Origin of the sequence: Burkholderia seminalis DSM 23518 (assembly GCF_902832885.1) — a bacterium.
GTDB lineage: Bacteria > Pseudomonadota > Gammaproteobacteria > Burkholderiales > Burkholderiaceae > Burkholderia > Burkholderia seminalis.
On the sequence record NZ_CADFDK010000019.1, the window covers coordinates 64406 to 86849 of the forward strand.

Annotated in this window: 20 protein-coding genes and 1 tRNA gene; 15 read left to right on the forward strand and 6 right to left on the reverse strand. The window is 67.5% G+C overall.

Going from position 1 to position 22444, the window contains the following annotated elements; genetic code table 11:
• Window positions 1-72 precede the first annotated feature (72 nt).
• The 10 genes from rsmB (at window position 73) to HWX00_RS33455 (ending at window position 9410) form a co-directional block, all read left to right on the forward strand.
• Entirely contained in the window at window positions 73-1464 is a 1392-nt protein-coding gene (rsmB, locus tag HWX00_RS33410) for a 16S rRNA (cytosine(967)-C(5))-methyltransferase RsmB (protein ID WP_069706588.1), read from the forward strand.
• Window positions 1461-2051 carry a DUF4390 domain-containing protein gene (locus tag HWX00_RS33415; RefSeq protein ID WP_034190340.1) on the forward strand — a complete coding sequence of 197 codons (591 nt, stop codon included), beginning with the start codon at window positions 1461-1463 and terminating at the stop codon, window positions 2049-2051. The genes rsmB and HWX00_RS33415 overlap by 4 nt, the downstream gene beginning before the upstream one ends.
• A complete protein-coding gene (esaS, locus tag HWX00_RS33420) occupies window positions 2041-4455 on the forward strand; it encodes a sensor histidine kinase EsaS (RefSeq protein ID WP_034190228.1) in 2415 nt (804 codons plus the stop codon). Before HWX00_RS33415 ends, esaS begins: the two co-directional genes overlap by 11 nt.
• Window positions 4456-5157: a response regulator transcription factor EsaR gene (gene esaR / locus HWX00_RS33425; RefSeq protein WP_034190229.1), complete on the forward strand. Its 702-nt coding sequence runs from the start codon at window positions 4456-4458 to the stop codon at window positions 5155-5157. It begins immediately after the preceding gene.
• A gap of 61 nt (window positions 5158-5218) precedes the next feature.
• Window positions 5219-5294: transfer RNA gene (locus HWX00_RS33430), tRNA-Phe, on the forward strand.
• A 350-nt stretch (window positions 5295-5644) separates the two neighbouring features.
• Window positions 5645-6379: a 7-cyano-7-deazaguanine synthase QueC gene (gene queC / locus HWX00_RS33435; protein ID WP_059561481.1), complete on the forward strand. Its 735-nt coding sequence runs from the start codon at window positions 5645-5647 to the stop codon at window positions 6377-6379.
• Between the two features lie 75 nt (window positions 6380-6454).
• Window positions 6455-7087: a 7-carboxy-7-deazaguanine synthase gene (gene queE / locus HWX00_RS33440; protein WP_034190231.1), complete on the forward strand. Its 633-nt coding sequence runs from the start codon at window positions 6455-6457 to the stop codon at window positions 7085-7087.
• Between the two features lie 18 nt (window positions 7088-7105).
• Window positions 7106-7558 (forward strand): 6-carboxytetrahydropterin synthase QueD, encoded by a 453-nt coding sequence (gene queD, locus HWX00_RS33445; RefSeq protein ID WP_006482561.1) that lies wholly within the window; start codon window positions 7106-7108, stop codon window positions 7556-7558.
• 317 nt (window positions 7559-7875) lie between these two features.
• Window positions 7876-8661, forward strand: coding sequence for an HpcH/HpaI aldolase family protein (locus HWX00_RS33450; RefSeq protein WP_034190232.1), 786 nt, complete (start codon window positions 7876-7878; stop codon window positions 8659-8661).
• A complete protein-coding gene (locus HWX00_RS33455; protein ID WP_175028603.1) occupies window positions 8658-9410 on the forward strand; it encodes a tetratricopeptide repeat protein in 753 nt (250 codons plus the stop codon). Before HWX00_RS33450 ends, HWX00_RS33455 begins: the two co-directional genes overlap by 4 nt.
• An 82-nt stretch (window positions 9411-9492) precedes the next feature.
• On the opposite strand, the gene rodA is transcribed toward HWX00_RS33455, so the two are convergent.
• The 5 genes from rodA to HWX00_RS33480 form a co-directional block, all read right to left on the reverse strand.
• Window positions 9493-10641, reverse strand: coding sequence for a rod shape-determining protein RodA (gene rodA, locus HWX00_RS33460; protein WP_049028978.1), 1149 nt, complete (start codon window positions 10639-10641; stop codon window positions 9493-9495).
• An 11-nt stretch (window positions 10642-10652) separates the two neighbouring features.
• Window positions 10653-12935: a penicillin-binding protein 2 gene (mrdA, locus tag HWX00_RS33465; protein ID WP_034190235.1), complete on the reverse strand. Its 2283-nt coding sequence runs from the start codon at window positions 12933-12935 to the stop codon at window positions 10653-10655.
• A gap of 94 nt (window positions 12936-13029) precedes the next feature.
• Window positions 13030-13542 carry a rod shape-determining protein MreD gene (gene mreD / locus HWX00_RS33470; protein ID WP_006482567.1) on the reverse strand — a complete coding sequence of 171 codons (513 nt, stop codon included), beginning with the start codon at window positions 13540-13542 and terminating at the stop codon, window positions 13030-13032.
• Window positions 13539-14642: a rod shape-determining protein MreC gene (mreC, locus tag HWX00_RS33475; protein ID WP_175029307.1), complete on the reverse strand. Its 1104-nt coding sequence runs from the start codon at window positions 14640-14642 to the stop codon at window positions 13539-13541. Before mreC ends, mreD begins: the two co-directional genes overlap by 4 nt.
• Before the next feature lie 125 nt (window positions 14643-14767).
• Window positions 14768-15811, reverse strand: coding sequence for a rod shape-determining protein (locus tag HWX00_RS33480; protein ID WP_004189550.1), 1044 nt, complete (start codon window positions 15809-15811; stop codon window positions 14768-14770).
• A gap of 367 nt (window positions 15812-16178) precedes the next feature.
• Between HWX00_RS33480 and gatC the strand changes: the two genes are divergently transcribed.
• From gatC to HWX00_RS33505, 5 genes are all read left to right on the forward strand, one after another.
• On the forward strand, window positions 16179-16478 hold the full coding sequence (gatC, locus tag HWX00_RS33485) for an Asp-tRNA(Asn)/Glu-tRNA(Gln) amidotransferase subunit GatC (RefSeq protein ID WP_034190237.1): 300 nt from the start codon (window positions 16179-16181) through the stop codon (window positions 16476-16478).
• A 69-nt stretch (window positions 16479-16547) separates the two neighbouring features.
• Window positions 16548-18038: an Asp-tRNA(Asn)/Glu-tRNA(Gln) amidotransferase subunit GatA gene (gene gatA / locus HWX00_RS33490; RefSeq protein WP_034190238.1), complete on the forward strand. Its 1491-nt coding sequence runs from the start codon at window positions 16548-16550 to the stop codon at window positions 18036-18038.
• Window positions 18039-18041: 3 nt separating this feature from the next.
• Window positions 18042-19517 carry an Asp-tRNA(Asn)/Glu-tRNA(Gln) amidotransferase subunit GatB gene (gene gatB / locus HWX00_RS33495; RefSeq protein ID WP_034190239.1) on the forward strand — a complete coding sequence of 492 codons (1476 nt, stop codon included), beginning with the start codon at window positions 18042-18044 and terminating at the stop codon, window positions 19515-19517.
• Between the two features lie 118 nt (window positions 19518-19635).
• Window positions 19636-20475: a polyphosphate kinase 2 family protein gene (locus tag HWX00_RS33500; RefSeq protein ID WP_034190240.1), complete on the forward strand. Its 840-nt coding sequence runs from the start codon at window positions 19636-19638 to the stop codon at window positions 20473-20475.
• Window positions 20476-20516: 41 nt separating this feature from the next.
• Window positions 20517-21290: an exodeoxyribonuclease III gene (locus HWX00_RS33505; protein WP_034190241.1), complete on the forward strand. Its 774-nt coding sequence runs from the start codon at window positions 20517-20519 to the stop codon at window positions 21288-21290.
• Between the two features lie 86 nt (window positions 21291-21376).
• Here HWX00_RS33505 and HWX00_RS33510 read toward each other — a convergent pair whose 3' ends face one another.
• Window positions 21377-22429, reverse strand: coding sequence for an NAD(P)-dependent alcohol dehydrogenase (locus HWX00_RS33510; protein ID WP_175029306.1), 1053 nt, complete (start codon window positions 22427-22429; stop codon window positions 21377-21379).
• Window positions 22430-22444: the final 15 nt, after the last annotated feature.

Genomic DNA, 22444 nt, shown 5'->3' on the forward strand with positions numbered 1-22444 from the left:
GGGCCTCGCGGCCGCCGCGATCCTGCCGTTAGCCGTATTTGTTTGCCGCGCCTGATTGCCGATTCCGTACCGATGACACGAACCCGTTCTTCCGCTCCGTCTTCTTCCGGCCGCCCGGCGCGTCTGGCCGCGCTGCATCTGGCGCCCGATTCGCTCGGCTTCGCGCTCGACGCGGCCGCGCAGGCGGTCGATGCGGTACGGCGCGGCACCGCGCTGCCGGCAGCGTTGTCGGCGGTATTCGCGCAGATGGCGTCCGGCGCACAGGCGCTCGCGCGCGGTGCGACACAGGACGTCGCCTACCGGACGATGCGTCGCCTCGGCAGCGCGGACTGGCTGATCGGCAAACTCGTCAGCAAGGCGCCGCCCGCGCACGTGCATGCGGTGCTCGCCGGCGCGCTCGCGCTGCTGCTCGACCCGGCGGACGAGGCCGCGTATCCGGCGTTCACGGTGGTCGACCAGGCCGTCACCGTCATCGGCGCGCGGCGCGAATGCGCGTTCGCGAAGGGCATGGTCAACGCGGTGCTGCGCCGTTTCCTGCGCGAACGCGATGCGCTCGTCGCGGCAATGCAGGACGATCCGGTCGCACGCTGGAATTACCGCGCATGGTGGGTCGATGCGGTGAAGCGTGCAGCGCCCGATGCGTGGCCGGCGATCCTCGCGGCCGGCGAACGACAGGGGCCGCTGACGCTGCGCGTGAATGCGCGCCGCGCGAGCGTCGACGCGTATCTCGAGACGCTGCGTGCGAGCGGGATCGAAGCGACCGCAATCGGCCGGCACGCGGTGCGGCTTGCGTCGGCGCTGCCGGTCGAACGCATTCCGGGGTTCGCCGACGGCGTCGTGTCGGTGCAGGACGCCGGCGCGCAGCTCGCGGCCGAATGGCTCGACGCGCGCGACGGCATGCGCGTGCTCGATGCATGCGCGGCGCCCGGCGGCAAGACCGGCCATATTCTCGAACTCGCTGACGCGGAAGTCGTTGCGCTCGAAAGCGATGCAACGCGCGCGGCGCGCATCGGCGAGAATCTCGTGCGCCTGTCGCTCGAGGCGGACGTGCGCGTCGGCGATGCCGGCGCACCCGACGCGTGGTACGACGGGCGCCCGTTCGACCGGATCCTCGCCGACGTGCCGTGCTCGGCGTCCGGCATCGTGCGGCGGCACCCCGACATCCGCTGGCTGCGCCGCGAGGCCGACATTCCGGCGCTCGTCGCGGAGCAGCGCCGCATCCTGTCGGCGCTGTGGCCGCTCGTGAAGCCGGGCGGCGAACTGCTTTACGTGACCTGCTCGATCTTCCCGGAAGAAGGCGAAATGCAGGCCCGCTGGTTTGAAGCGGCCTGTGAAGATGCGGTACGATTGGACGCCCCCGGCCAGCTGCTGCCGGGCGGCGTGCAGGGACGGGCGGCCGCCGGCGCACTCGACCAGAACACCGATCACGACGGATTTTTCTACGCGCGGTTCCAGAAACGGTGACGATCAAACACCTTTTTCCCTTTCGGCTCGCGGCCGTCCTGCTGGTCGCGTTGATGCTGTGCCTGGCCGTCGTCCGGCCGGCGCATGCCGAATCGATCGCCGTGCAGCGCGCGTCGCTCCAGGCCGACGGAAGCGGCTGGAGCCTCGACGCGCGTTTCGACTTCGAGCTGAATCCGAACCTCGAGGATGCCGTCAACAAGGGCATCCCGCTTTACTTCACGACCGACTTCGAGCTGAGCCGCGCGCGCTGGTACTGGTTCGACGAGCAGCCGGTGGCGGTGACGCAGACGATCCGTCTGTCGTTCCAGCCGCTCACGCGCGAGTACCGCGTGTCGACGGGCGGCCTGCAGCTCGGCTTCCCGTCGCTGAAGGACGCGCTCGCCGTGATCCGGCACATCACGTCGTGGCACGTGATCGACCGCAACCAGGTGCGCGCGGGCGAGACCTACACGGCGTCGGTGCGGATGCAGCTCGACACGGCGCTGATGCCGAAGCCGTTCCAGGTCGATGCCGTGAACAACCGCGACTGGACGCTCGGGTCCGACTGGAAGCGCTTCAACTTCACGGTGACCGAACGTGCTAAATAAAGTGCGCCGCGCGGCCAGCGGGAAGAGCTTCCTCATTCGCGTGATCGTCTCGACCGTCGCGCTGACCGCGTTGCTGCTGCTCGTGCTGCTCGCCGCCGCGAGCGCGAACACCGAGTTCTTCGATCGCTACTACTCGTGGCTGTACGCGACGAACATCGTCGTCGCGCTCGTGTTCCTGCTCGTGGTGCTCGGGCTGATCGGGATGATCGTCGTGCGCCTGAGGAAGGGCAAGTTCGGCACGCGGCTGCTCGCGAAACTCGCGGTGTTCTTCGCGCTCGTCGGCGTGGTGCCGGGCGGGATCATCTACATCGTGTCGTACCAGTTCGTGTCGCGCAGTATCGAGTCGTGGTTCGACGTGAACGTCGAGACGGCGCTGACGGCCGGCCTGAACCTCGGCCGCGGGATGCTCGATGCATCGCTGTCCGATCTGCAGACGAAGGCGCGGCTGATGTCCGACCAGCTCGCGAGCGTCGACGCGAACACGAACGGCACGACGCTCACGCTGCTGCGGCTGCGCGACCAGTTCGGCGTGCAGGACGCGACGATCGTCGAGCCGAGCCGCGGCGGCTCGGGCGCGGCGCCCGACCTGCACATCGTCGCGCAGGCGTCGGGCAATTTCGCGGCGCTGATTCCGGACGACCTGCCGACACCGCTGATGCTGAGCCAGGCGCGCGAACACGGCGCGTACGCGGCGATCGAGGGCGAGGTCGACGGCGACCCGCGCGCGCATGGCGCGAAGGGCGCGCTGCGGCTGCGCGTGGTGCGGCCGATTCCCGATGCGACGACGTCGCTGCTGCAGCCGGCGGAGCGCTTCCTGCAGCTCACGCAGCCGGTGCCGCCGACGCTCGCGCACAACGCGGACGCCGTGCAGCGCGCCTACCGCGAGTACCAGGAAAAGTCGCTCGGCCGCACGGGGCTGCGCAAGATGTATATCGGCACGCTGACGCTCGCGCTGTTCCTCGCGACCTTCATCGCGATGATGCTCGCGCTCGCGCTCGGCCAGCAGCTCGCGCGGCCGCTGTTCCTGCTCGCGCAGGGCACGAAGGAAATCACGGAAGGCGATTACACGCCGAAGCGCGAGATCAAGACGCGCGACGAGCTCGGCTTTCTCACGCAGTCGTTCAACGCGATGACACGGCAGTTGTCCGAGGCACGGCTCGCGGTCGAGAAGAACCGCATCGCGCTCGAGCATTCGAAGACGTATCTCGAGAGCATCCTCGCGAACCTGACGGCCGGCGTGTTCGTGCTCGACCGCCAGTTCCGGCTGACGACGGCCAATCGCGGCGCCGAGCGGATCTTCCGGCAGCCGTTCAACTCGATGATCGGCACGACGCTCGACCGGATCGGCGTGGCCGCGGGGTTCGGCGCGATGGTGCGCAAGGCGTTCGCCGATCGCGAGGCGGCGTCCGACGGCGGCAGCGGCGACCGCGGCCACTGGCAGCAGCAGTTCGCGATCGAGGTGCCGGGCGAAAGCGATCCGCTGACGCTGCTCGTGCGCGGCACGCGCCTCGTGTCGACGGTCGAAGGGCAGGCCGACGATCCGCAGACGTCCGGTTACGTCGTCGTGTTCGACGACATTTCCGACGTGATTTCCGCGCAGCGGTCGGTCGCGTGGGGCGAGGTCGCACGCCGGCTCGCGCACGAGATCAAGAATCCGCTGACGCCGATCCAGCTGTCGGCCGAGCGGCTGCAGATGAAGCTGTCCGACAAGCTCGCGCCGTCCGATGCGGACGTACTCAAGCGCGGCGCGACGATGATCGTGAACCAGGTCGCGGCGATGAAGCGGATGGTCGACGATTTCCGCGAATACGCGCGCACGCCGCCGGCGGTGCTCGCGAACCTGCAGTTGAACGAACTGGCGAGCGAGGTGCTCGGGCTGTATGGTGTCGGCGAAGGCAAGAGCCCGATCGTCGCCGAGCTCGCGCCGTCGCTGCCGGTGATACGCGGAGACGCGACGCAACTGCGCCAGGTGATTCACAACCTGCTGCAGAATGCGCAGGATTCGGTCGCGGAGTCCGCGCATCCGCGTGTGTTGATCGAAACCAAGACAGTAGAATATGGCGATCCCGACGCCGAGGGTAAAACGCGCGTCGCGGTACGTCTTACCGTGTCCGACAACGGGCCCGGTTTTCCGGCACGCATCTTGACCCGCGCGTTCGAGCCTTATGTGACGACGAAGGCGAAGGGCACGGGGCTCGGGTTGGCCACGGTCAAGAAAATCGTCGACGAGCATGGCGCGCGGATCGATCTGCGCAATCGCATGCACGGCGAGACCGTCGAGGGTGCGCAGGTGTCGATCCTGTTCCTGCAGATGGCAAGCGATACGCCAGGCGCCGAACATCGCGCACAGGACGGGGCGACCCCCGCTAAGACAAAAGCAAGTGAGCAGACAAAGGCAGCGTAAATGGCAACCATCCTGGTGGTAGATGATGAAATGGGCATCCGGGAATTGCTCTCGGAGATCCTCAGCGATGAAGGACATGTCGTCGAGGCGGCGGAGAACGCGCAGGCCGCGCGGGAATACCGGCTGAATCAGGCGCCCGATCTCGTGCTGCTCGATATCTGGATGCCCGATACCGACGGCGTGACCTTGCTCAAGGAGTGGGCGGCGCAAGGGCTGCTGACGATGCCCGTGATCATGATGTCCGGGCACGCGACGATCGATACGGCCGTCGAGGCGACGAAGATCGGCGCGCTCGATTTCCTCGAGAAGCCGATCGCGCTGCAGAAGCTGCTGAAGTCCGTCGAGCACGGCCTCGCCCGCGGCGCGGCGCCGGTGTCGGCGAACGCGGCGGCGAAGGCCGGCGCCGGACAGGCCGCAGGGCCCGCGGCGGTTGCGTCCGCGGCCGCGCTGCCGACGCTCGGCGACGACATGGCATCGGCACTCGGCCTGGCGGGCCAGACGGCCGCGATCCCGTTCGACATCCCGTTGCGCGAAGCGCGCGACGCGTTCGAGCGCGCGTACTTCGAATATCACCTCGCGCGAGAGAACGGCAGCATGACGCGCGTCGCGGAGAAGACGGGCCTCGAGCGCACGCACCTGTACCGCAAGCTCAAGCAGCTCGGCGTCGAGCTCGGCAAGAAGCCGACCGAAGGCGCCGTATAAAAATATTTTGTGAAAGCACTTGCTCAGGTACGAATAGCTCGATATACTTTCATTCTTCGTTGGCCCGGTAGCTCAGTTGGTAGAGCAGCGGATTGAAAATCCGCGTGTCGATGGTTCGATTCCGTCCCAGGCCACCAGCATTTAAAACCCCAAGAATCGGAAGGTTCTTGGGGTTTTTCGTTTGTGGTGGGTATCGCGTGTCGTGGGCGGCGTGGCCGGCAGCATTCGCAGGGGCATGATAAAATCCGTGCCCGCTCAATGACTTAGCGCATCGCTTCACGCGCACGGCAGGCTGCGAAGCGCACGCCGCCGCGGCATGCGGCAATGATGCTGCGCGATGGACGGTATAAGCGCGCCGCCGCGTTCGCGGCCGACCGCGCTGCCTATACTGGTCGAGCCGGCGCGGGCCGGCCGCGTCGGGCCGCCCGGCGGCAGCCGGCCCAGGGTCGGAGCGCGACGCGAGCCTACACATTCACGGAGTATCACGGTGACTCGGACAGACGCTAAAGACGGCGCGCTCGTGTTGTTTTCCGGCGGGCAGGACTCGGCCACGTGCGTGGCATGGGCCCTCGAACGCTACCAGACGGTCGAGACGCTCGGCTTCGATTACGGCCAGCGCCATATCGTCGAGCTCGAATGTCGCGAAGGCGTGCGCGAAGCGCTGAAGCGCGATTTTCCCGCATGGTCGGACCGGCTCGGCGACGATCACATGATCGACCTGTCGGTGCTCGGCGCGATCAGCGATACCGCGATGACGCGCACGATCGAGATCGAGACGACGGCGAACGGCCTGCCGAACACGTTCGTGCCGGGCCGCAACCTGATGTTCATGACGATCGCCGCGGCGATCGCCTATCGCCGCGGGCTGCGCGTACTGGTCGGCGGGATGTGCGAGACCGATTTCTCGGGCTATCCCGACTGCCGCGACGACACGATGAAGGCGCTGCAGGTTGCGCTGAATCTCGGGATGGATACGCGCATGGTGCTCGAGACGCCGCTGATGTGGCTCGACAAGGCGCAGACCTGGCAACTGGCCGAGCAGCTCGGCGGCGAAGCGCTCGTCGAACTGATCCGCGTCGAGACGCACACGTGCTACGTGGGCGAGCGCGCGGAACTGCACGACTGGGGCTTCGGCTGCGGCGAGTGCCCGGCCTGCAAGCTGCGCAAGCGCGGCTACGAGGCTTACCTGAAGGGCGAGCGGGTGACCGAAGCGCCGCTGTGACGCGGATGCGCCGGCAGCGCCGCATGAATAACGGATTCTGATCGACAACGAGCGGCGCGAGCCGGACGAAGCACGATGACTTACGCGGTCAAGGAAATTTTCTACACGTTGCAGGGCGAGGGCGCGAATGCGGGCCGGCCGGCCGTGTTCTGCCGGTTCGCCGGCTGCAACCTGTGGTCGGGCCGCGAAGAGGATCGTGCGGAGGCCGTGTGCCGCTTCTGCGATACCGACTTCGTCGGCACCGACGGCGAGAACGGCGGCAAGTTCAAGGACGCCGATGCGCTCGTCGCGACGATCGCCGGCCTGTGGCCGGAGGGCGAGGCGCACCGCTTCGTCGTCTGCACGGGCGGCGAGCCGATGCTGCAGCTCGACCAGCCGCTCGTCGACGCGCTGCACGCGGCCGGCTTCGAGATCGCGATCGAGACCAACGGCTCGCTGCCGGTGCTCGAATCGATCGACTGGATCTGCGTGAGCCCGAAGGCCGACGCGCCGCTCGTCGTCACGAAGGGCAACGAGCTGAAGGTCGTGATCCCCCAGGACAACCAGCGGCTGGCCGACTATGCGAAGCTCGACTTCGAGTACTTCCTGGTCCAGCCGATGGACGGCCCGTCGCGCGACCTCAATACGAAACTCGCGATCGACTGGTGCAAGCGTCATCCGCAGTGGCGGCTGTCGATGCAGACCCACAAATATCTGAACATTCCCTGAGCCCCGGCTTTTGACATCGTGCTGATTACCCGAAAACTCGAATTCGACGCGGGCCACCGCATCCCCGATCACCGCAGCCAGTGCAGGAACCTGCACGGCCATCGCTACGTGCTCGAAATCACGCTGCGCGGCGATCTCGTCGATACCGAGGGGGCGCCCGACCGCGGCATGGTGATGGATTTCGCCGACGTGAAGGCGCTCGCGATGGAGCACCTCGTCAGCAAGTGGGATCACGCGTTCCTGGTCTATGCGCGCGACGAGGTCGTGCGCTCGTTCCTCGAGCAGATGGCCGACCACAAGACCGTCGTGATCGACCGGATCCCGACCGTCGAGAACCTCGCCGCGATCGCGTTCGACCTCCTCGCGAACGTGTACGACGCGCACTACGGCGTGAACCTGCGCCTCGAGCGCGTGCGGCTGTACGAAACGCCGAACTGCTGGGCCGACGTCGAGCGCCAGCCCGGCCGCTGATTTTCCTTCCCGGCAGCCCGCGCCGGCCGGTGCGGGCTGCCCGTCACCGTGCCGTGCGGCTTCGACCCGCGCCGGCGCCGCATCCCGCCTGTTCCCACATTCCGCGTAACCGCGCGCTATGATCGTCGAGTGGCACCGGACACGATGCCCGTGCGCCGTCGTACGGCATGCGCTGTCAGATCGGCTGCCTGTCGCCGACTAACGATTCCAGGGGCGATCCTGGTGCCGCCGCCGTGCCGCACTGCACGACGGGTTGCGTCCCGCCTCGCCTGTTGCTTGTCCCGTTCGATTGCCGTTCCGTCCAGGAGGCCGTATCGATGAGCACGCTCACCAATTCCCTCAAACAACGCCTGCGTGATGGCGACGATCCGCTGTACGGCCTGTGGCTGTCGCTCGGCAGCGAGTCGGCCGCGGAAGCGCTTGCGCATGCCGGCTACGACTGGCTCTGCATCGACATGGAGCATGCGCCGAACGACAGCCGCGACGTGGCCTCGCAGCTGCGCGCGATCGCGGCCGCCCACCTGCCGAGCGAGCCCGTCGTGCGGGTGCCGGCGCGCGAGCCGTGGCTCGTGAAGCGCGCGCTCGACGCCGGCGCGCGCACGCTGATGTTCCCCGGCATCGAGACGCCCGACGAAGCCGCGCACGCGGTGCGGCTCACGCGCTATCCGTCGCCCGATTCGCCCGACGGGCTGCGCGGCGTCGCGGGCATGGTGCGCGCGGCGGCATTCGGCATGCGCCGCGATTACGTGCAGACGGCGAACGCGCAGGTCGCGGTGATCGTGCAGATCGAATCGGCGCGCGGTGTCGACGAAGTCGAGCGGATCGCGGCGACGCCGGGCATCGACTGCCTGTTCGTCGGCCCGGCCGATCTCGCGGCGAGCCTCGGGCATCTCGGCGACATCCGCCACCCGGACGTCGAAACCGCGATGGCGCGCGTGCTGGCGGCCGGCCGGCAGGCCGGCGTCGCGGTCGGCATCTTCGCCGGCGACACGGCGGCCGCGCGCCAGTACCGCGAGGCCGGCTACCGGATGATCACGGTGTCGGCCGACGTGAGCTGGCTGTTGCGCGCGACGCGGCAGGCATTGCAGGAGGTACGGTCATGAACGGCGGCAGCGGTGAATGCGGCGTGCGCGCGCGGATCGGCGTGATGGTCGGCCTGTGGGCCCTGTGTATCGCGGCGGCCGCGCAGGGCACGCCGCAAGCGAAGCCCGATCCGTCGCGCGAGACGCAGTCGGCGGTCGCGGACTACAACGCCGGCGACTATCGCGCGGCGCTGGTGCAGTTCCACGACGCGGCCGAGCGCGGCGATCGTCTCGCGCAATTCAACTACGCGATGATGCTGCTGACGGGCGAGGGCGTGACCGCGAACGTCGACGAAGGGTTGCGCTGGCTGAAGCGCGCGGCCGACGCGAACATGTCGCATGCGCAATACGTGTACGGCCGGATGTTCGACGACGGCGAGTTCGTCGCGCGCGACCCGGCCGAAGCGCATCGCTGGTTCCTGCGGGCGGCGAAGCAGGGGCGCGTGCAGGCCGAGCTGTCGCTCGCGAACCAGTTCCTCGACGGGCGCGGCACGCCGCGCGACAACCGGCAGGCGTTCGGGTGGTACAAGCAGGCCGCCGACGCCGGCGAGCCGACCGCGCAGTACGTGACCGCGTCGTTCTACGAGCGCGGCGGCGACGGCGTCGCGCAGAACCTGAACATCGCGCGGGCGTATTACGCGGCGGCGGCCGCGCAGGGCGACGAGACGGCCGGGCTGAAATTCAAGGAGCTGAGCGCGCGGCTGAAGTCGCAGGGGCCGGCACCGGGCGGCGCGGCGGAGCCGGGCGGGCCGCACGCGCCGCCGCCATGAGCGCACGCGGCGTTGTGGTCCGTTCCATGAAAAACGGCGCCCCGGAGCGCCGTTTTCCTCGACCGCGGGGCAGGCCGCGCGGTCAGCTCTTCATCAGGCGCCGCTGCCGCCCGACGCTCATGATCATCCCGATCGCGATGCCGAGCGTCGTGAGCGCCGTGCCGCCGTAACTCATGAACGGCAGCGGCACGCCGACGACCGGCAGCACGCCGCTCACCATCCCGATGTTGACGAACGCGTAGACGAAGAACGCGAGCGTGAGCGAGCCTGCGAGCAGGCGGCCGAACAGCGTCGCGCCTTGCGCGGCGATGTAGAGCCCGCGCGCGATCAGCGCCATGTACAGCGTCAGCAGCACGAGCCCGCCGACGAGCCCCCATTCCTCCGAGAACACCGCGAAGATGAAGTCGGTGTGCTTTTCCGGAATGAATTCGAGGTGCGCCTGCGTGCCTTTCAGATAGCCCTTGCCGAGCACGCCGCCCGAGCCGATCGCGATCACGGCCTGGATCGTGTGGAAGCCCTTGCCCAGCGGGTCGGAGGTCGGGTCGAGCAGCGTGCACACGCGGTGCTTCTGGTAATCGTGCATCAGCGGCCACTGCACGTCCGGCTGGCAGATGCGCTCCTCGAACACGGCGATCGAGCCGACCGCGATCACGCCCGCGACGAGCACCGGCACGATCAGCTTGAACGACAGGCCGGCGAGGTAGATCACGAAGAAGCCTGCCGCGAACACGAGCAGGCCCGTGCCGAGGTCGGGCTGCTTCGCGATCAGCCCGACCGGCACCATCAGGATCCCGAACGCGGCGACGAAGTCGTACCAGCGCAGCCCGCCCTCGCGGCGCTGGTAGTACCACGCGAGCATCAGCGGTGTCGCGATCTTGAGGATTTCGGACGGCTGGATCACGACGCCGACGTTCAGCCAGCGCTTCGCGCCCTTCTTGGTCATCCCGAACAGCGCGACCGCAACCAGTAGCGCGACCCCGAACGTATAGAGCGGGACCGCGAAGCGCATCAGCGTGGTCGGCGGAATGTTGGCGATCACCCACATCAGCACGAAGGTCAGCAGGATGTTGCGCAGCTGATCCTCGACGCGGCCCGGCATGTCGATCGATGCGCTGTACAGCGTGACGATGCCGACGCACAGCAGCAGGAACACGATGAGGGCGAGCGGGCGGTCGAAGCCCGCGAACATCTGCTTGATCTTGTCGAGCCAGGCGCGCTTGTCGAATTGCATGCCTTTCTCCGTTAATGAGCGGTGCCGGCGTCCGCCGCTTTCGCGGGGGCCGTCGCACGGTGGTTGTCGTCCCGCGGCGCGGCGGCAAGCGGCTGCGCATCGCTGGCGGGCCGGCGCGGCCGGTGCGGGCGCCGGATCGGCGGCAGGCTCGCGGCCCTCGGCGCCGCGGCGCTCGCGTCGGCCGGCTGGGCCGCGCTGGCGGCTGCGTCCGATGCGGCGGCGGCCGAGGCAGCCGATGCCGCATCCGCCGCGCTGGCCGCGGTCGGCACGACCGGCTGCGGCAGCGCCTTGAAGCCGGCCGCGACGGCGGCGGGCTTGGTCGCATCGCCGATCACCGGTGCGCTGATGGGTTCGGTCGCCGACGCGGCGGCCGCCACGGCCGCCGCCTCGTTCTTCGGGTTCTGGCGCTCGACCAGGTAGTAGTCGAGCACGCGGCGCGCGATCGGGCCGGCGGCCTGCGCGCCCCAGCCGCCGTTCTCGACGACCAGCGCGATGGCGATCTGCGGGTGGTCGACCGGCGCGTACGCGATGAACAGCGCGTGGTCGCGCAGGTGCTCGGCGAGCAGGTGGCCCTTGTAGTTCGAGCCCTGCAGCGAGAACACCTGCGCGGTACCGGTCTTGCCGGCCGCGAGGTACGGCGCGCCGCGGAATACCTTGTACGCGGTGCCGGACGGGTTCTCGATCACGTTCTCCATCCCGCGCTTCACGACGTCGATGTCGGCCGCCTTGAGCGGGATCACCTCGCTTTCCTTCGGCACGGTCAGGTGGCGCGCGCGCGTGATCGGATCCTCGACTTCCTTCACGAGGTGAGGCTTCATCACGACGCCGTTGTTCGCGAGCGTCGCGGTCGCGTGAGCCAGCTGCAGGATCGTGAACGAGTTGTAGCCCTGGCCGATCCCGAGGCTGATCGTTTCGCCGTCGAACCACTTCTGCTGCGCGGCCTTCTTGAACGCCTTCTTCTTCCAGTCGGTCGACGGCAGGATCCCGCGCGCCTCGCCCTGGATGTCGATCCCGGTGATCTGGCCGAAGCCGAACGGCTTCATGAAGTTCGCGATCGCGTTCACGCCGAGGTCGCGCGCGAGCATGTAGAAGTAGGTGTCGTTCGACACCATGATCGCCTTGTTCATGTCGACCCAGCCCTGGCCCGAACGCACGTCGTTGCGGAACGTATGGCCGCCGAACGTGAAGTAGCCGGGATCCTGGAAGCCCCAGCCCGGCGTGCGCTTGCCGAGCGTCAGGCCCGCGAGCGCCATGAACGGCTTGTAGGTCGAGCCGGGCGGGTAGGTGCCGTGCAGCGGGCGGTTCAGCAGCGGCTTGTCCGGCGAGTTGTTCAGCTCGTCCCAGGTCTGCTGGTCGATGCCGTCGACGAACGAGTTCGGGTCGAAGCTCGGCGACGACACGAACGCGAGCACGTCGCCCGTTTTCGGCTCGATCGCGACGAGCGCGCCGCGCTTGCCGGCGAACGCCTGCTCGGCGACCTGCTGCAGCCCGATGTCGAGGGACAGCACGAGGTTGTTGCCGGGCGTCGCCTGCGTGCGCGACAGCGTGCGCACCGGCCGGCCGCCGGCCGTCACCTCGACTTCCTCGAAGCCCGTCAGCCCGTGCAGCTCGGTCTCGTAGCTCTGCTCGACGCCGATCTTGCCGATGTAGTCGGTGCCCTTGTAGTTGTTCGCGTCGCGGCGCGGATCGTAGTTTTCCTGGTCGCTGTCGTTGTCGTCGCTCATCGCGTCGATGCGATCCTGGTCGCGCTTCGAGATCCGGCCGATGTAGCCGATCACGTGCGCGGCCGTCATGCCGAGCGGATATTGCCGGAACAGCCGCGCGCGCACGTCGACGCCGGGGAAGCGGAAGCGCTGCGCGGTGAAACGCGCGACTTCCGCGTCGGTGAGCCGCGTGCGGATCGGCAGGCTCTCGAAGTTCTTCGAGTCTTCCTGCAGCTTCTTGAAGCGGCGGCGGTCGCGCGCGTCGATCGGGACGATCTCGGACAGCTTGTCGATCGTGTTGTCGAGCGTGTCGTCGAGCTTCGACGGCGTGATCTCGAGCGTGTACGCCGAATAGTTCTTCGCGAGGATCACGCCGTTGCGGTCGGTGATGATCCCGCGGTTCGGCACGATCGGCGCGACCGAGATGCGGTTCTCCTCGGCCTGCAGCGCGTATTTGCCGTGCTGCATCAGCTGCAGGTAGAAGAAGCGGCTCGCGAGCAGCCCGAAGCAGACGAACACGAACACGCCCGCCGCCGCGACGCGCAGGCGGAACTTCGAGAGCTGCTGTTGGGTGTCGTTGAATTCGGTCATGCGGTTAGGGGCGGTCTGGCCCGCGCGGGCGGGCGAGGTGCCGCCCCTGGGCGCAACGGGCGTGGGGGCGGCGGGTATTCAAGGTCGGTCCGGCTCAGATGGGGCGCGTGTCGTCCGGATCGACCGGGCGGCGTTGCGGCATCAGCAGCAGGTGGCTCGCGATCGGCCACAGCGCGGCTTCGACGAAGCCGTCGACGAGGTAGCGCCAGCCCGGGAACGCCGCGCCCATCAGCAGACGGATCACGAACGGCACGAGCTGCGCGACGACGAGCAGCGGCGTGACATACAGCACCTGCACGCCGATCGGCATCCACAGCACGCGGCGGTGGATCGTGATCGCGCCGTACGACAGCAGCGTATAGGCGAGCGCGTGCTCGCCGAGCAGCCCCGCGTCGTGCACGTCCATCAGGATGCCGAGCGCGAACGCGACGCCCATCCCGACCTTGCGCGGCTGATGGATGTTCCAGAACAGCAGCACGAGCGCGACGAAGTCGGGCACGCCGGGCAGGCGGCCCCACGGCATCAGGTTCAGCAGGAACGCGGCGGCGAGGCTGAAGACGATGAAGTACGGATTGACCGGCTGCAGGATGTATTGCGGGCGGTTCATCGCTGGGCTCCTGGTTGCCCGGCCGCGGGCTTCGCGGGCGCGGCGGCCGGCCTGGCCGGAGCGGCGGGCGCCGCCGGTGCAGGCTTCGCGGCCGGCGGGGGCGCGGCGGCCGGCTTCGCGTTCGCGTCGGCCTTCTCGCCCTTCTCGCCCTTCTCGCCCTTCTCGCCCTTCTCGCCCTTCTCGCCCTTCGCGGCGGCTTTCGCGCCCTTCTTGCCCTTCGCGTTCTTGTCGGCGGCCGGATCGGGCTCGGCCGGGCGCGGCGGGATGTCGTTCTGGTAATGCAGCACGAGCATCTGGCGCGCGCCGCGCACGGCGGCGATCGGCGCGCAGGTCACGCGTGCGAATGCGGTATCGGCGAGCTTGTCGACGCGCGCGACCTTCGCGACCGGCAGGCCGGGCGGATAGACGCCGTCGAGGCCGCTCGTGACGAGTTCGTCGCCGGCGACGAGATCGGCGCTCGTCGGCACGAAGCGCAGGTCGAGCGAATCGCCCTTCGGCGTGCCGTAGATCACGCTGCGCAGGCCGGTGCGCAGCACCTGCACGGGAATCGCGAGATCGCGGTCGGTGACCAGCGTGACTTCGGCCTGCAGCGGGAACACGCGCGTGACCTGGCCGATCACGCCGTCCTCGCTGACGACGGGCGAGCCGTTCTGGATGCCCTGTTGCGAGCCTTGCCCGATCACGATCTTCTGCGTGAACGGATCGCTCGTGTCGTACTGGATCTCGACCGGCGTCGATTGCGTCGCGATGTGCTGGCGCAGCTCGAGCACCGCGCGCAGGTGCGCGTTTTCCTGCGTGAGCACGGCGGCCTGGTTGGCCTGCGTGGACAACTGCAGGTTGCGTTTGCGCAGATCGTCGTTCTCGTGGCGCAGCGACGCGCCGGTGACGGCGATGTCGGCCGCGCCCATGAACAGGTCGCGCGGCACGAGCGCCGCGCGCTGCAGCGGATAGAGCACGGTGCCGAGCACGCCGCGCACGATTTCGAGCGTGCTGAAGCGCGCGTCCGACACGAGGAGCGCGATGGCGAGGGCAACGAAGAAGATGAGCCGCGCGAGCGCGGGCGGACCTTGCTTGAAGAGGGGCGGCGGACTGTATTCCATGGTCGGCGCCGGGCGCGTGTGATCGGTTAAATGATGCTCAGACGCGCAAACGGCGCGGCGGTTCGTTCTGAACGAGCGATCCGGCCACGCCGCGGGTGCGTCATGTCAGGGAACTGCCTAGACGATCACTCGTACGAGAAGATGCTGCCCAGCTTGTCCATGCGCTCGAGCGCCATGCCCGAACCGCGCACGACGCAGGTGAGCGGATCTTCGGCGACGAGCACCGGCAGGCCGGTTTCTTCCGCGAGCAGGCGATCGAGGTCGCGCAGCAGCGCGCCGCCGCCCGTCAGCATCATCCCGCGTTCGGCGATGTCGGCGCCGAGTTCCGGCGGCGTCTGCTCGAGCGCGATCTTCACCGACGACACGATCTGGTTCAGCGGATCGGTCAGCGCCTCGAGGATTTCGTTGCTCGAGATCGTGAAGCTGCGCGGAATGCCTTCCGACAGGTTGCGGCCCTTCACTTCCATTTCCTTGACTTCGGAGCCCGGGAACGCGGAGCCGATTTCCTTCTTGATCGCCTCGGCGGTCTGTTCGCCGATCAGCATCCCGTAGTTGCGGCGGATGTAGTTGACGATCGCCTCGTCGAACTTGTCGCCGCCGACGCGCACCGAACCCTTGTACACGATGCCGCCGAGCGAGATCACGCCGACTTCGGTCGTGCCGCCGCCGATGTCGACGACCATCGAGCCGGTGGCTTCCGACACCGGCAGGCCCGCGCCGATCGCGGCCGCCATCGGCTCCTCGATCAGGTAGACCTGCGATGCGCCGGCGCCGTGCGCGGCTTCCTTGATCGCGCGGCGCTCGACCTGGGTCGAGCCGCACGGCACGCAGATGATGATGCGCGGCGACGGCGAGAACATGCGCGATTCATGAGCGGTCTTGATGAACTGCTTGATCATCTGCTCGGTGACGGTGAAGTCGGCGATCACGCCGTCCTTCATCGGGCGGATCGCCTCGATGTTGCCCGGCACCTTGCCGAGCATCTGCTTGGCTTCCTTGCCGACCGCCTGGATCGTCTTCTTGCCGTTGGGGCCGCCTTCCTGGCGGATCGACACGACGGACGGCTCATCGAGGACGATGCCCTTGCCGCGCATGTAGATCAGGGTGTTTGCGGTGCCGAGGTCGATCGCAAGATCGTTGGAGAAGTAGCTGCGCAAAAAACCGAACATTCAGAATCCTGTTTCGCTCTGGGCCGGCCCTGCTTAGCGGACGCTGAGGGCGGCAGCGGAAAAAATAACAGCCTCGGGAAGCGTGGCGGAAGCGGCCGCCGCGGCGCACGAAGCTGCGAGTGATGTCTACCGGGGATCGCACGAAGCACGCACGGCTTGCCGAAGCGGGGCGAAACGGTGCGGGAAAAGGCTGCCGGGTTTGGGTCGAACGCGTAATGATACCTTATAATTTCACGGTATTTGAATCGAAACGGGCGGTATTTTTGCCGCTTCGGCCCCGATTTTTGAGGGTGGGATCGCACCCTCCAACCCCCCGCCGCAGCGCTGCTTTCGATGCGCTGCGCAGCCTTGTTTTTCCGGTGATCGCATGGCCCTGACCCTGACCGATGTGAAACGCATCGCGCACCTCGCGCGACTCGAAATGGCCGACGCCGACGCCGAGCACATGCTCGGCCAGCTCAATGAATTCTTCGGGCTCGTCGAGCAGATGCAGGCGGTCGATACCGCCGGCATCGCGCCGCTCGCCCACCCGATCGAACAGATCCAGCAAGTCGCGCAGCGCCTGCGCGACGACGCCGTGACGGAAGTCGTCAATCGCGACGACAACCAGCGTCCGGCGCCGGCCGTCCAGGACGGCCTCTACCTCGTGCCGAAGGTGATCGAGTAAGCATTCGATGACAAGCGCGCCGGCCGCCCTGCGCCGCGCGCCACCCAGAATTCCCAGGAAAACCACTCAATGCACGCAAAAAGCCTCACCGAACTGCGCGCCGCGCTCGCCGCCAAGGAGTGCTCGGCCGTCGAGCTCGCGCAGCTCTACCTGAAGCGGATCGACGCCGCACGCGACCTGAACGCGTTCGTCCAGGTCGACGCCGACCTGACCCTCGCGCAGGCGAAAGCCGCCGACGCGGAACTCGCGCGCGGCGCGGGCGGCGCGCTCACCGGCCTGCCGATCGCGCACAAGGACGTCTTCGTCACGCGCGGCTGGCGCTCGACCGCCGGCTCGAAGATGCTCGCGAACTACGAGAGCCCGTTCGACGCGACCGTCGTCGCCCGCCTGCAGGCGGCCGGCATGGTCACGCTCGGCAAGACCAACATGGACGAGTTCGCGATGGGCTCGTCGAACGAGAATTCCGCGTTCGGCGCGGTGAAGAACCCGTGGGACACGAACGCCGTGCCGGGCGGCAGCTCGGGCGGCAGCTCGGCCGCCGTCGCCGCGCGCCTCGCGCCGGCGGCAACCGGCACCGACACCGGCGGCTCGATCCGCCAGCCCGCGTCGTTCGCGGGCGTGACGGGCATCAAGCCGACCTACGGCCGCGTGTCGCGCTACGGGATGATCGCGTTCGCGTCGTCGCTCGACCAGGGCGGCCCGATGGCGCAGAGCGCGTCCGACTGCGCGCTGCTGCTGAACGGGATGGCCGGCTTCGACGAGCGCGACTCGACGAGCCTCGAGCGCGACGACGAGGATTTCACGCGCCACCTCGGCCAGCCGTGGGCGGCCGGCAACGATGCGGGCAAGCCGCTCGCGGGCCTGCGTATCGGCCTGCCGAACGAGTATTTCGGCGACGGCCTCGCCGACGACGTGCGCGCGGCGATCGACGCGGCGCTGAAGCAGTATGAGGCGCTCGGCGCGACGCTCGTGCCGGTGTCGCTGCCGAAGACGGAACTGTCGATCCCCGTGTACTACGTGATCGCGCCGGCGGAAGCGTCGTCGAACCTGTCGCGTTTCGACGGCGTGCGTTTCGGCCATCGTGCCGCGCAGTACGGCGACCTGCTCGACATGTACAAGAAGTCGCGCGCCGAAGGCTTCGGCCCCGAGGTGAAGCGCCGCATCCTGGTCGGCACGTACGTGCTGTCGCACGGCTACTACGACGCGTACTACCTGCAGGCGCAGAAGATCCGCCGCATCATCGCGAACGATTTCCAGGAAGCGTTCAAGACCTGCGACGTGATCATGGGCCCGGCGTCGCCGACGGTCGCATGGGATCTCGGCGCGAAGGGCGACGATCCGGTGCAGATGTATCTCGCGGACATCTACACGCTGTCGGTGAGCCTCGCCGGTCTTCCCGGCATGAGCGTGCCGTGCGGCTTCGGCGCGGGCGCGAACGCGAAGCGCCCGGTCGGCCTGCAGATCATCGGCAACTATTTCAACGAAGCCCGGATGCTGCAGGTCGCCGACGCGTTCCAGCGCGCGACCGACTGGCACAAGCAAGTTCCGGCAGGGGTGTAAGCAATGGCTACTCAATGGGAAGTCGTCATCGGTCTCGAGACGCACGCGCAACTGTCGACCGTCTCGAAGATTTTCTCGGGCGCGTCGACGCAGTTCGGCGCCGAGCCGAACACGCAGGCCTGCCCGGTCGACCTGGCGCTGCCGGGCGTGCTGCCGGTGCTGAACCGCGGTGCGGTCGAGCGGGCGATCCGCTTCGGCCTCGCGATCGGCTCGACCATCGCGCCGCGCAGCATCTTCGCGCGCAAGAATTATTTCTACCCCGATCTGCCGAAGGGTTATCAGATCAGCCAGTACGAGATTCCGGTCGTGCAGGGCGGCCGGATCACGATCCAGGTGCCCGCCAACGAGAAGGCCGGCAAGCCGGCCTACGAGAAGACGGTCAACCTGACCCGTGCGCATCTCGAGGAAGATGCGGGCAAGTCGCTGCATGAGGACTTCGCCGGGATGACGGGGATCGACCTGAACCGCGCGGGCACGCCGCTGCTCGAGATCGTCACCGAGCCGGAAATGCGCAGCGCGGCCGAGGCCGTCGCGTACGCGAAGGCGCTGCACGGGCTCGTCGTGTGGCTCGGCATCTGCGACGGCAACATGCAGGAAGGCTCGTTCCGCTGCGATGCGAACGTGTCGGTACGCCCGGTCGGCCAGGAGAAGTTCGGCACGCGCGCGGAAATCAAGAACCTGAACTCGTTCCGGTTCCTCGAGGAAGCGATCAACTATGAAGTGCGTCGCCAGATCGAGCTGATCGAGGACGGCGGCGAGGTCGTGCAGGAAACGCGCCTCTACGATCCGGACAAGCGCGAGACGCGTTCGATGCGCAGCAAGGAAGACGCGCACGACTACCGCTACTTCCCCGACCCCGACCTGATGCCGCTCGTGATCGGCCAGGACTGGATCGAGCGCGTGCAGTCCGGGATGCCCGAACTGCCGGCCGCGATGCAGCAGCGCTTCGCCGACGAGTACGGCGTGTCCGCGTACGACGCGGGCGTGCTGACGTCGAGCAAGGCGATGGCCGCGTATTTCGAGTCGGTGGTCGCGAAGGCCGGCGCGGCGAACGCGAAGACCGTCGCGAACTGGCTGATGGGCGACGTGTCGTCGCAGCTGAACCGCGACGGCATCGAGATCGACGCGATCCCCGTGTCGGCCGCGCAGCTCGCGCTGTTGCTGCAGCGCATCGCCGACGGCACGATCTCGAACAAGATCGCGAAGGAAATCTTCGCGACGATCTGGGACGAGAAGGCGACCGACGAAGGCGCGGCCGACCGCATCATCGACGCGAAGGGGCTCAAGCAGATCTCCGACACCGGCGCGCTGGAAGCGATCATCGACGACGTGCTCGCGGCGAACGCGAAGTCGGTCGAGGAATTCCGCGCGGGCAAGGAAAAGGCGTTCAACGCGCTGATCGGCCAGGCGATGAAGGCGACCAAGGGCAAGGCCAATCCGCAGCAGGTCAACGAACTGCTGAAGAAGAAGCTCGGCTGAGCATGACCGCGCGCCTGAACCGCGCTTGACGACGGGCCGCCTCGAACCAGTTCGGGGCGGCCCGTTGCGTTTGGCGGATGCGTTATCGTATGCGCCACACCGTCCAACGGAGGAACGAATGGCGAAACAACCGTCTCTCGACGATTTCCGCGTGCCTGAATTCACGCGCGAGAAGGAAGCCGCCGCATTCAAGCTCGATGCGTTCGACCCGGCCGCGAAGCCGTTTTCGTCCGGCTCGAAGGACGCCGACCGCGAACGGCTGTCGGCCGTGTCGACCGAGCTCGACGTCCAGCAGGAGCGCCTGCACACGCAGCAGAAGAAGCGCGTGCTGCTCGTGCTGCAGGGGATGGACACCAGCGGCAAGGACGGCACCGTGCGCGCGGTGTTCCGCGAGGTCGACCCGCTCGGCCTGCGCGTCGTGTCGTTCAAGGCGCCCACGCCGATCGAGGCCGCGCACGATTTCCTGTGGCGCGTGCACGCGCAGGTGCCGGCCGCGGGCGAGCTCGCGATCTTCAACCGCAGCCACTACGAAGACGTGCTGGTGCCGCGCGTGCTCGACGCGATCGACGCGAAGGAGTGCGAGCGCCGCTACCGGCAGATCCGCGATTTCGAGACGATGCTGCACGAAAACGGCACGACGATCGTCAAGTGCTTCCTGCACATCTCGAAGGACGAGCAGCGCGCGCGGCTGCAGGCGCGCATCGACGATCCGACCAAGCACTGGAAGTTCGACATCGCCGATCTCGATGCGCGCAAGCATTGGGACGCCTACCAGTCCGCGTACCGCGACGCGCTCGCCGCGACGTCGGTCGAGCATGCGCCGTGGTACGTGATCCCCGCGAACTCGAAGACGCACCGCAACGTGATGATCGCCGAGCTGCTGCTGCGCACGATGACCGACATGAAGCTGGAATTCCCGCCGCCGAAGCCCGAGCTCGAAGGCGTGAAGATCCGTTAAGCTGCCACCCTGTAAAAACATCGAACTGAACGGAACCCGACATGATGCGAGTGATTACCGCCAACCTGAACGGCATCCGCTCCGCCGCGAAGAAGGGCTTCTTCGACTGGCTCGGCGAACAGAACGCCGATTGCGTGTGCGTGCAGGAAATCAAGGTATCGGCCGACGACCTGCCGGCCGAATTCGTCGAGCCGCACGGCTTCAAGAGCTATTTCCACCACGCCGAGAAGAAGGGCTACAGCGGCGCGGGCGTGTACAGCCGCCGCGAACCCGATGACGTGATCATCGGCTTCGGCAGCAGCGAATTCGATGCCGAAGGGCGCTACGTCGAGGCGCGCTACGGCAAGCTGTCGGTCGTGTCGGTGTACGTGCCGTCCGGTTCGAGCGGCGAGGAGCGCCAGCAGGCGAAGTACCGCTTCATGGACGAATTCATGCCGCACCTCGCGCAGCTCAAGAAGAAGCGCGAGGTGATCCTGTGCGGCGACGTGAACATCGTCCACAAGGAAATCGACATCAAGAACTGGAAGAGCAACCAGAAGAACTCGGGCTGCCTGCCGGAAGAGCGTGAATGGCTCACGAAGCTGTTCGACGACGTCGGTTATGTCGACGTGTTCCGCACGCTCGACCCGCGTCCCGAGCAGTACACGTGGTGGAGCAATCGCGGCCAGGCGTACGCGAAGAACGTCGGGTGGCGGATCGACTACCAGATCGCGACGCCGGGCGTGGCCGGTACCGCGAAACGCACGTCGATCTTCAAGGACATCAAGTTCAGCGATCACGCGCCGCTGACGATCGACTACGACTACGCGAAGTGATTGCCGGCGCTGCGCCGCGTGCGCAGTCGCCGAATGCGAAACGGGCCGCATGTCGAACATGCGGCCCGTTTCGTTTGAGGCGGGGTTTACTGCTTGATCGACGCCATGTCGATCACGAAGCGGTACTTCACGTCGCTCTTCAGCATCCGCTCGTAAGCGGCATTGATCTGCTGCATCGGAATCGTCTCGACATCCGACGTGATCCCGTGCTGCGCGCAGAAGTCGAGCATTTCCTGCGTTTCCGCGATCCCGCCGATCAGCGAGCCTGCGAGGCGGCGGCGCTTGAAGATCAGGTTGAACACCTGCGGCGACGGGTGATCGTGTTCCGGCGCGCCGACGAGCGTCATCGTGCCGTCGCGCTTCAGCAGGTGCAGGAACGGGTTCAGGTCGTGCTGCGCGGCGACCGTGTTCAGGATGAAGTCGAAGCTGTTCAGGTGCGCGTTCATCTGCGCTTCGTCCTTCGAGATCACGACTTCGTGCGCGCCGACGCGCTTGCCGTCCTCGATCTTCGACGGCGACGTCGTGAACAGCACGACGTGCGCGCCCATCGCGCGCGCCAGCTTCACGCCCATGTGGCCGAGGCCGCCGAGCCCGACGATGCCGACCTTCTTGCCGGGGCCGACGTTCCACTGCCGCAGCGGCGAGTAGGTCGTGATCCCCGCGCACAGGAGCGGCGCGGCGCCGGCCGGGTCGAGCGTGTCCGGCACGCGCAGCACGAACGCCTCGTCGACGACGAGTTGCGTCGAATAGCCGCCGTACGTGACGTCGCCCGTCACGCGATCCTGGCCGTTGTAGGTGCCGACGAAGCCGTTCTCGCAATACTGCTCGAGCCCTTCGGCGCAGCTCGGGCAGGTGCGGCACGAATCGACGAGGCAGCCGACGCCGACCAGCTCGCCGACCTTGAAGCGCGAGACCTGCGGGCCGGTCGCCGTCACGCGGCCGACGATCTCATGACCCGGCACGACCGGGTAGATCGTGTTGCGCCATTCGTTGCGCGCCTGGTGCAGGTCCGAGTGGCAGACGCCGCAGTAGAGGACGTCGATCTGGACGTCGAGGTCGCGCAGCGCGCGACGCTGGAATTCGAACGGGGCGAGCGGCGACTGCGAATCGGTCGCCGCGTAGGCATAGGTAGTGCTCATGCGATGGGCTCCTTG

Coding starts and splice junctions, on each gene's coding strand:
- rsmB (WP_069706588.1), top strand. CDS start 73: ATGACACGAACCCGTTCTTCCGCTCCGTCTTCTTCCGGCCGCCCGGCG.
- esaR (WP_034190229.1), top strand. CDS start 4,456: ATGGCAACCATCCTGGTGGTAGATGATGAAATGGGCATCCGGGAATTG.
- queE (WP_034190231.1), top strand. CDS start 6,455: ATGACTTACGCGGTCAAGGAAATTTTCTACACGTTGCAGGGCGAGGGC.
- HWX00_RS33450 (WP_034190232.1), top strand. CDS start 7,876: ATGAGCACGCTCACCAATTCCCTCAAACAACGCCTGCGTGATGGCGAC.
- HWX00_RS33455 (WP_175028603.1), top strand. CDS start 8,658: ATGAACGGCGGCAGCGGTGAATGCGGCGTGCGCGCGCGGATCGGCGTG.
- rodA (WP_049028978.1), bottom strand. CDS start 10,641: ATGCAATTCGACAAGCGCGCCTGGCTCGACAAGATCAAGCAGATGTTC.
- mrdA (WP_034190235.1), bottom strand. CDS start 12,935: ATGACCGAATTCAACGACACCCAACAGCAGCTCTCGAAGTTCCGCCTG.
- mreD (WP_006482567.1), bottom strand. CDS start 13,542: ATGAACCGCCCGCAATACATCCTGCAGCCGGTCAATCCGTACTTCATC.
- mreC (WP_175029307.1), bottom strand. CDS start 14,642: ATGGAATACAGTCCGCCGCCCCTCTTCAAGCAAGGTCCGCCCGCGCTC.
- HWX00_RS33480 (WP_004189550.1), bottom strand. CDS start 15,811: ATGTTCGGTTTTTTGCGCAGCTACTTCTCCAACGATCTTGCGATCGAC.
- gatC (WP_034190237.1), top strand. CDS start 16,179: ATGGCCCTGACCCTGACCGATGTGAAACGCATCGCGCACCTCGCGCGA.
- gatA (WP_034190238.1), top strand. CDS start 16,548: ATGCACGCAAAAAGCCTCACCGAACTGCGCGCCGCGCTCGCCGCCAAG.
- gatB (WP_034190239.1), top strand. CDS start 18,042: ATGGCTACTCAATGGGAAGTCGTCATCGGTCTCGAGACGCACGCGCAA.
- HWX00_RS33500 (WP_034190240.1), top strand. CDS start 19,636: ATGGCGAAACAACCGTCTCTCGACGATTTCCGCGTGCCTGAATTCACG.
- HWX00_RS33505 (WP_034190241.1), top strand. CDS start 20,517: ATGATGCGAGTGATTACCGCCAACCTGAACGGCATCCGCTCCGCCGCG.
- HWX00_RS33510 (WP_175029306.1), bottom strand. CDS start 22,429: ATGAGCACTACCTATGCCTACGCGGCGACCGATTCGCAGTCGCCGCTC.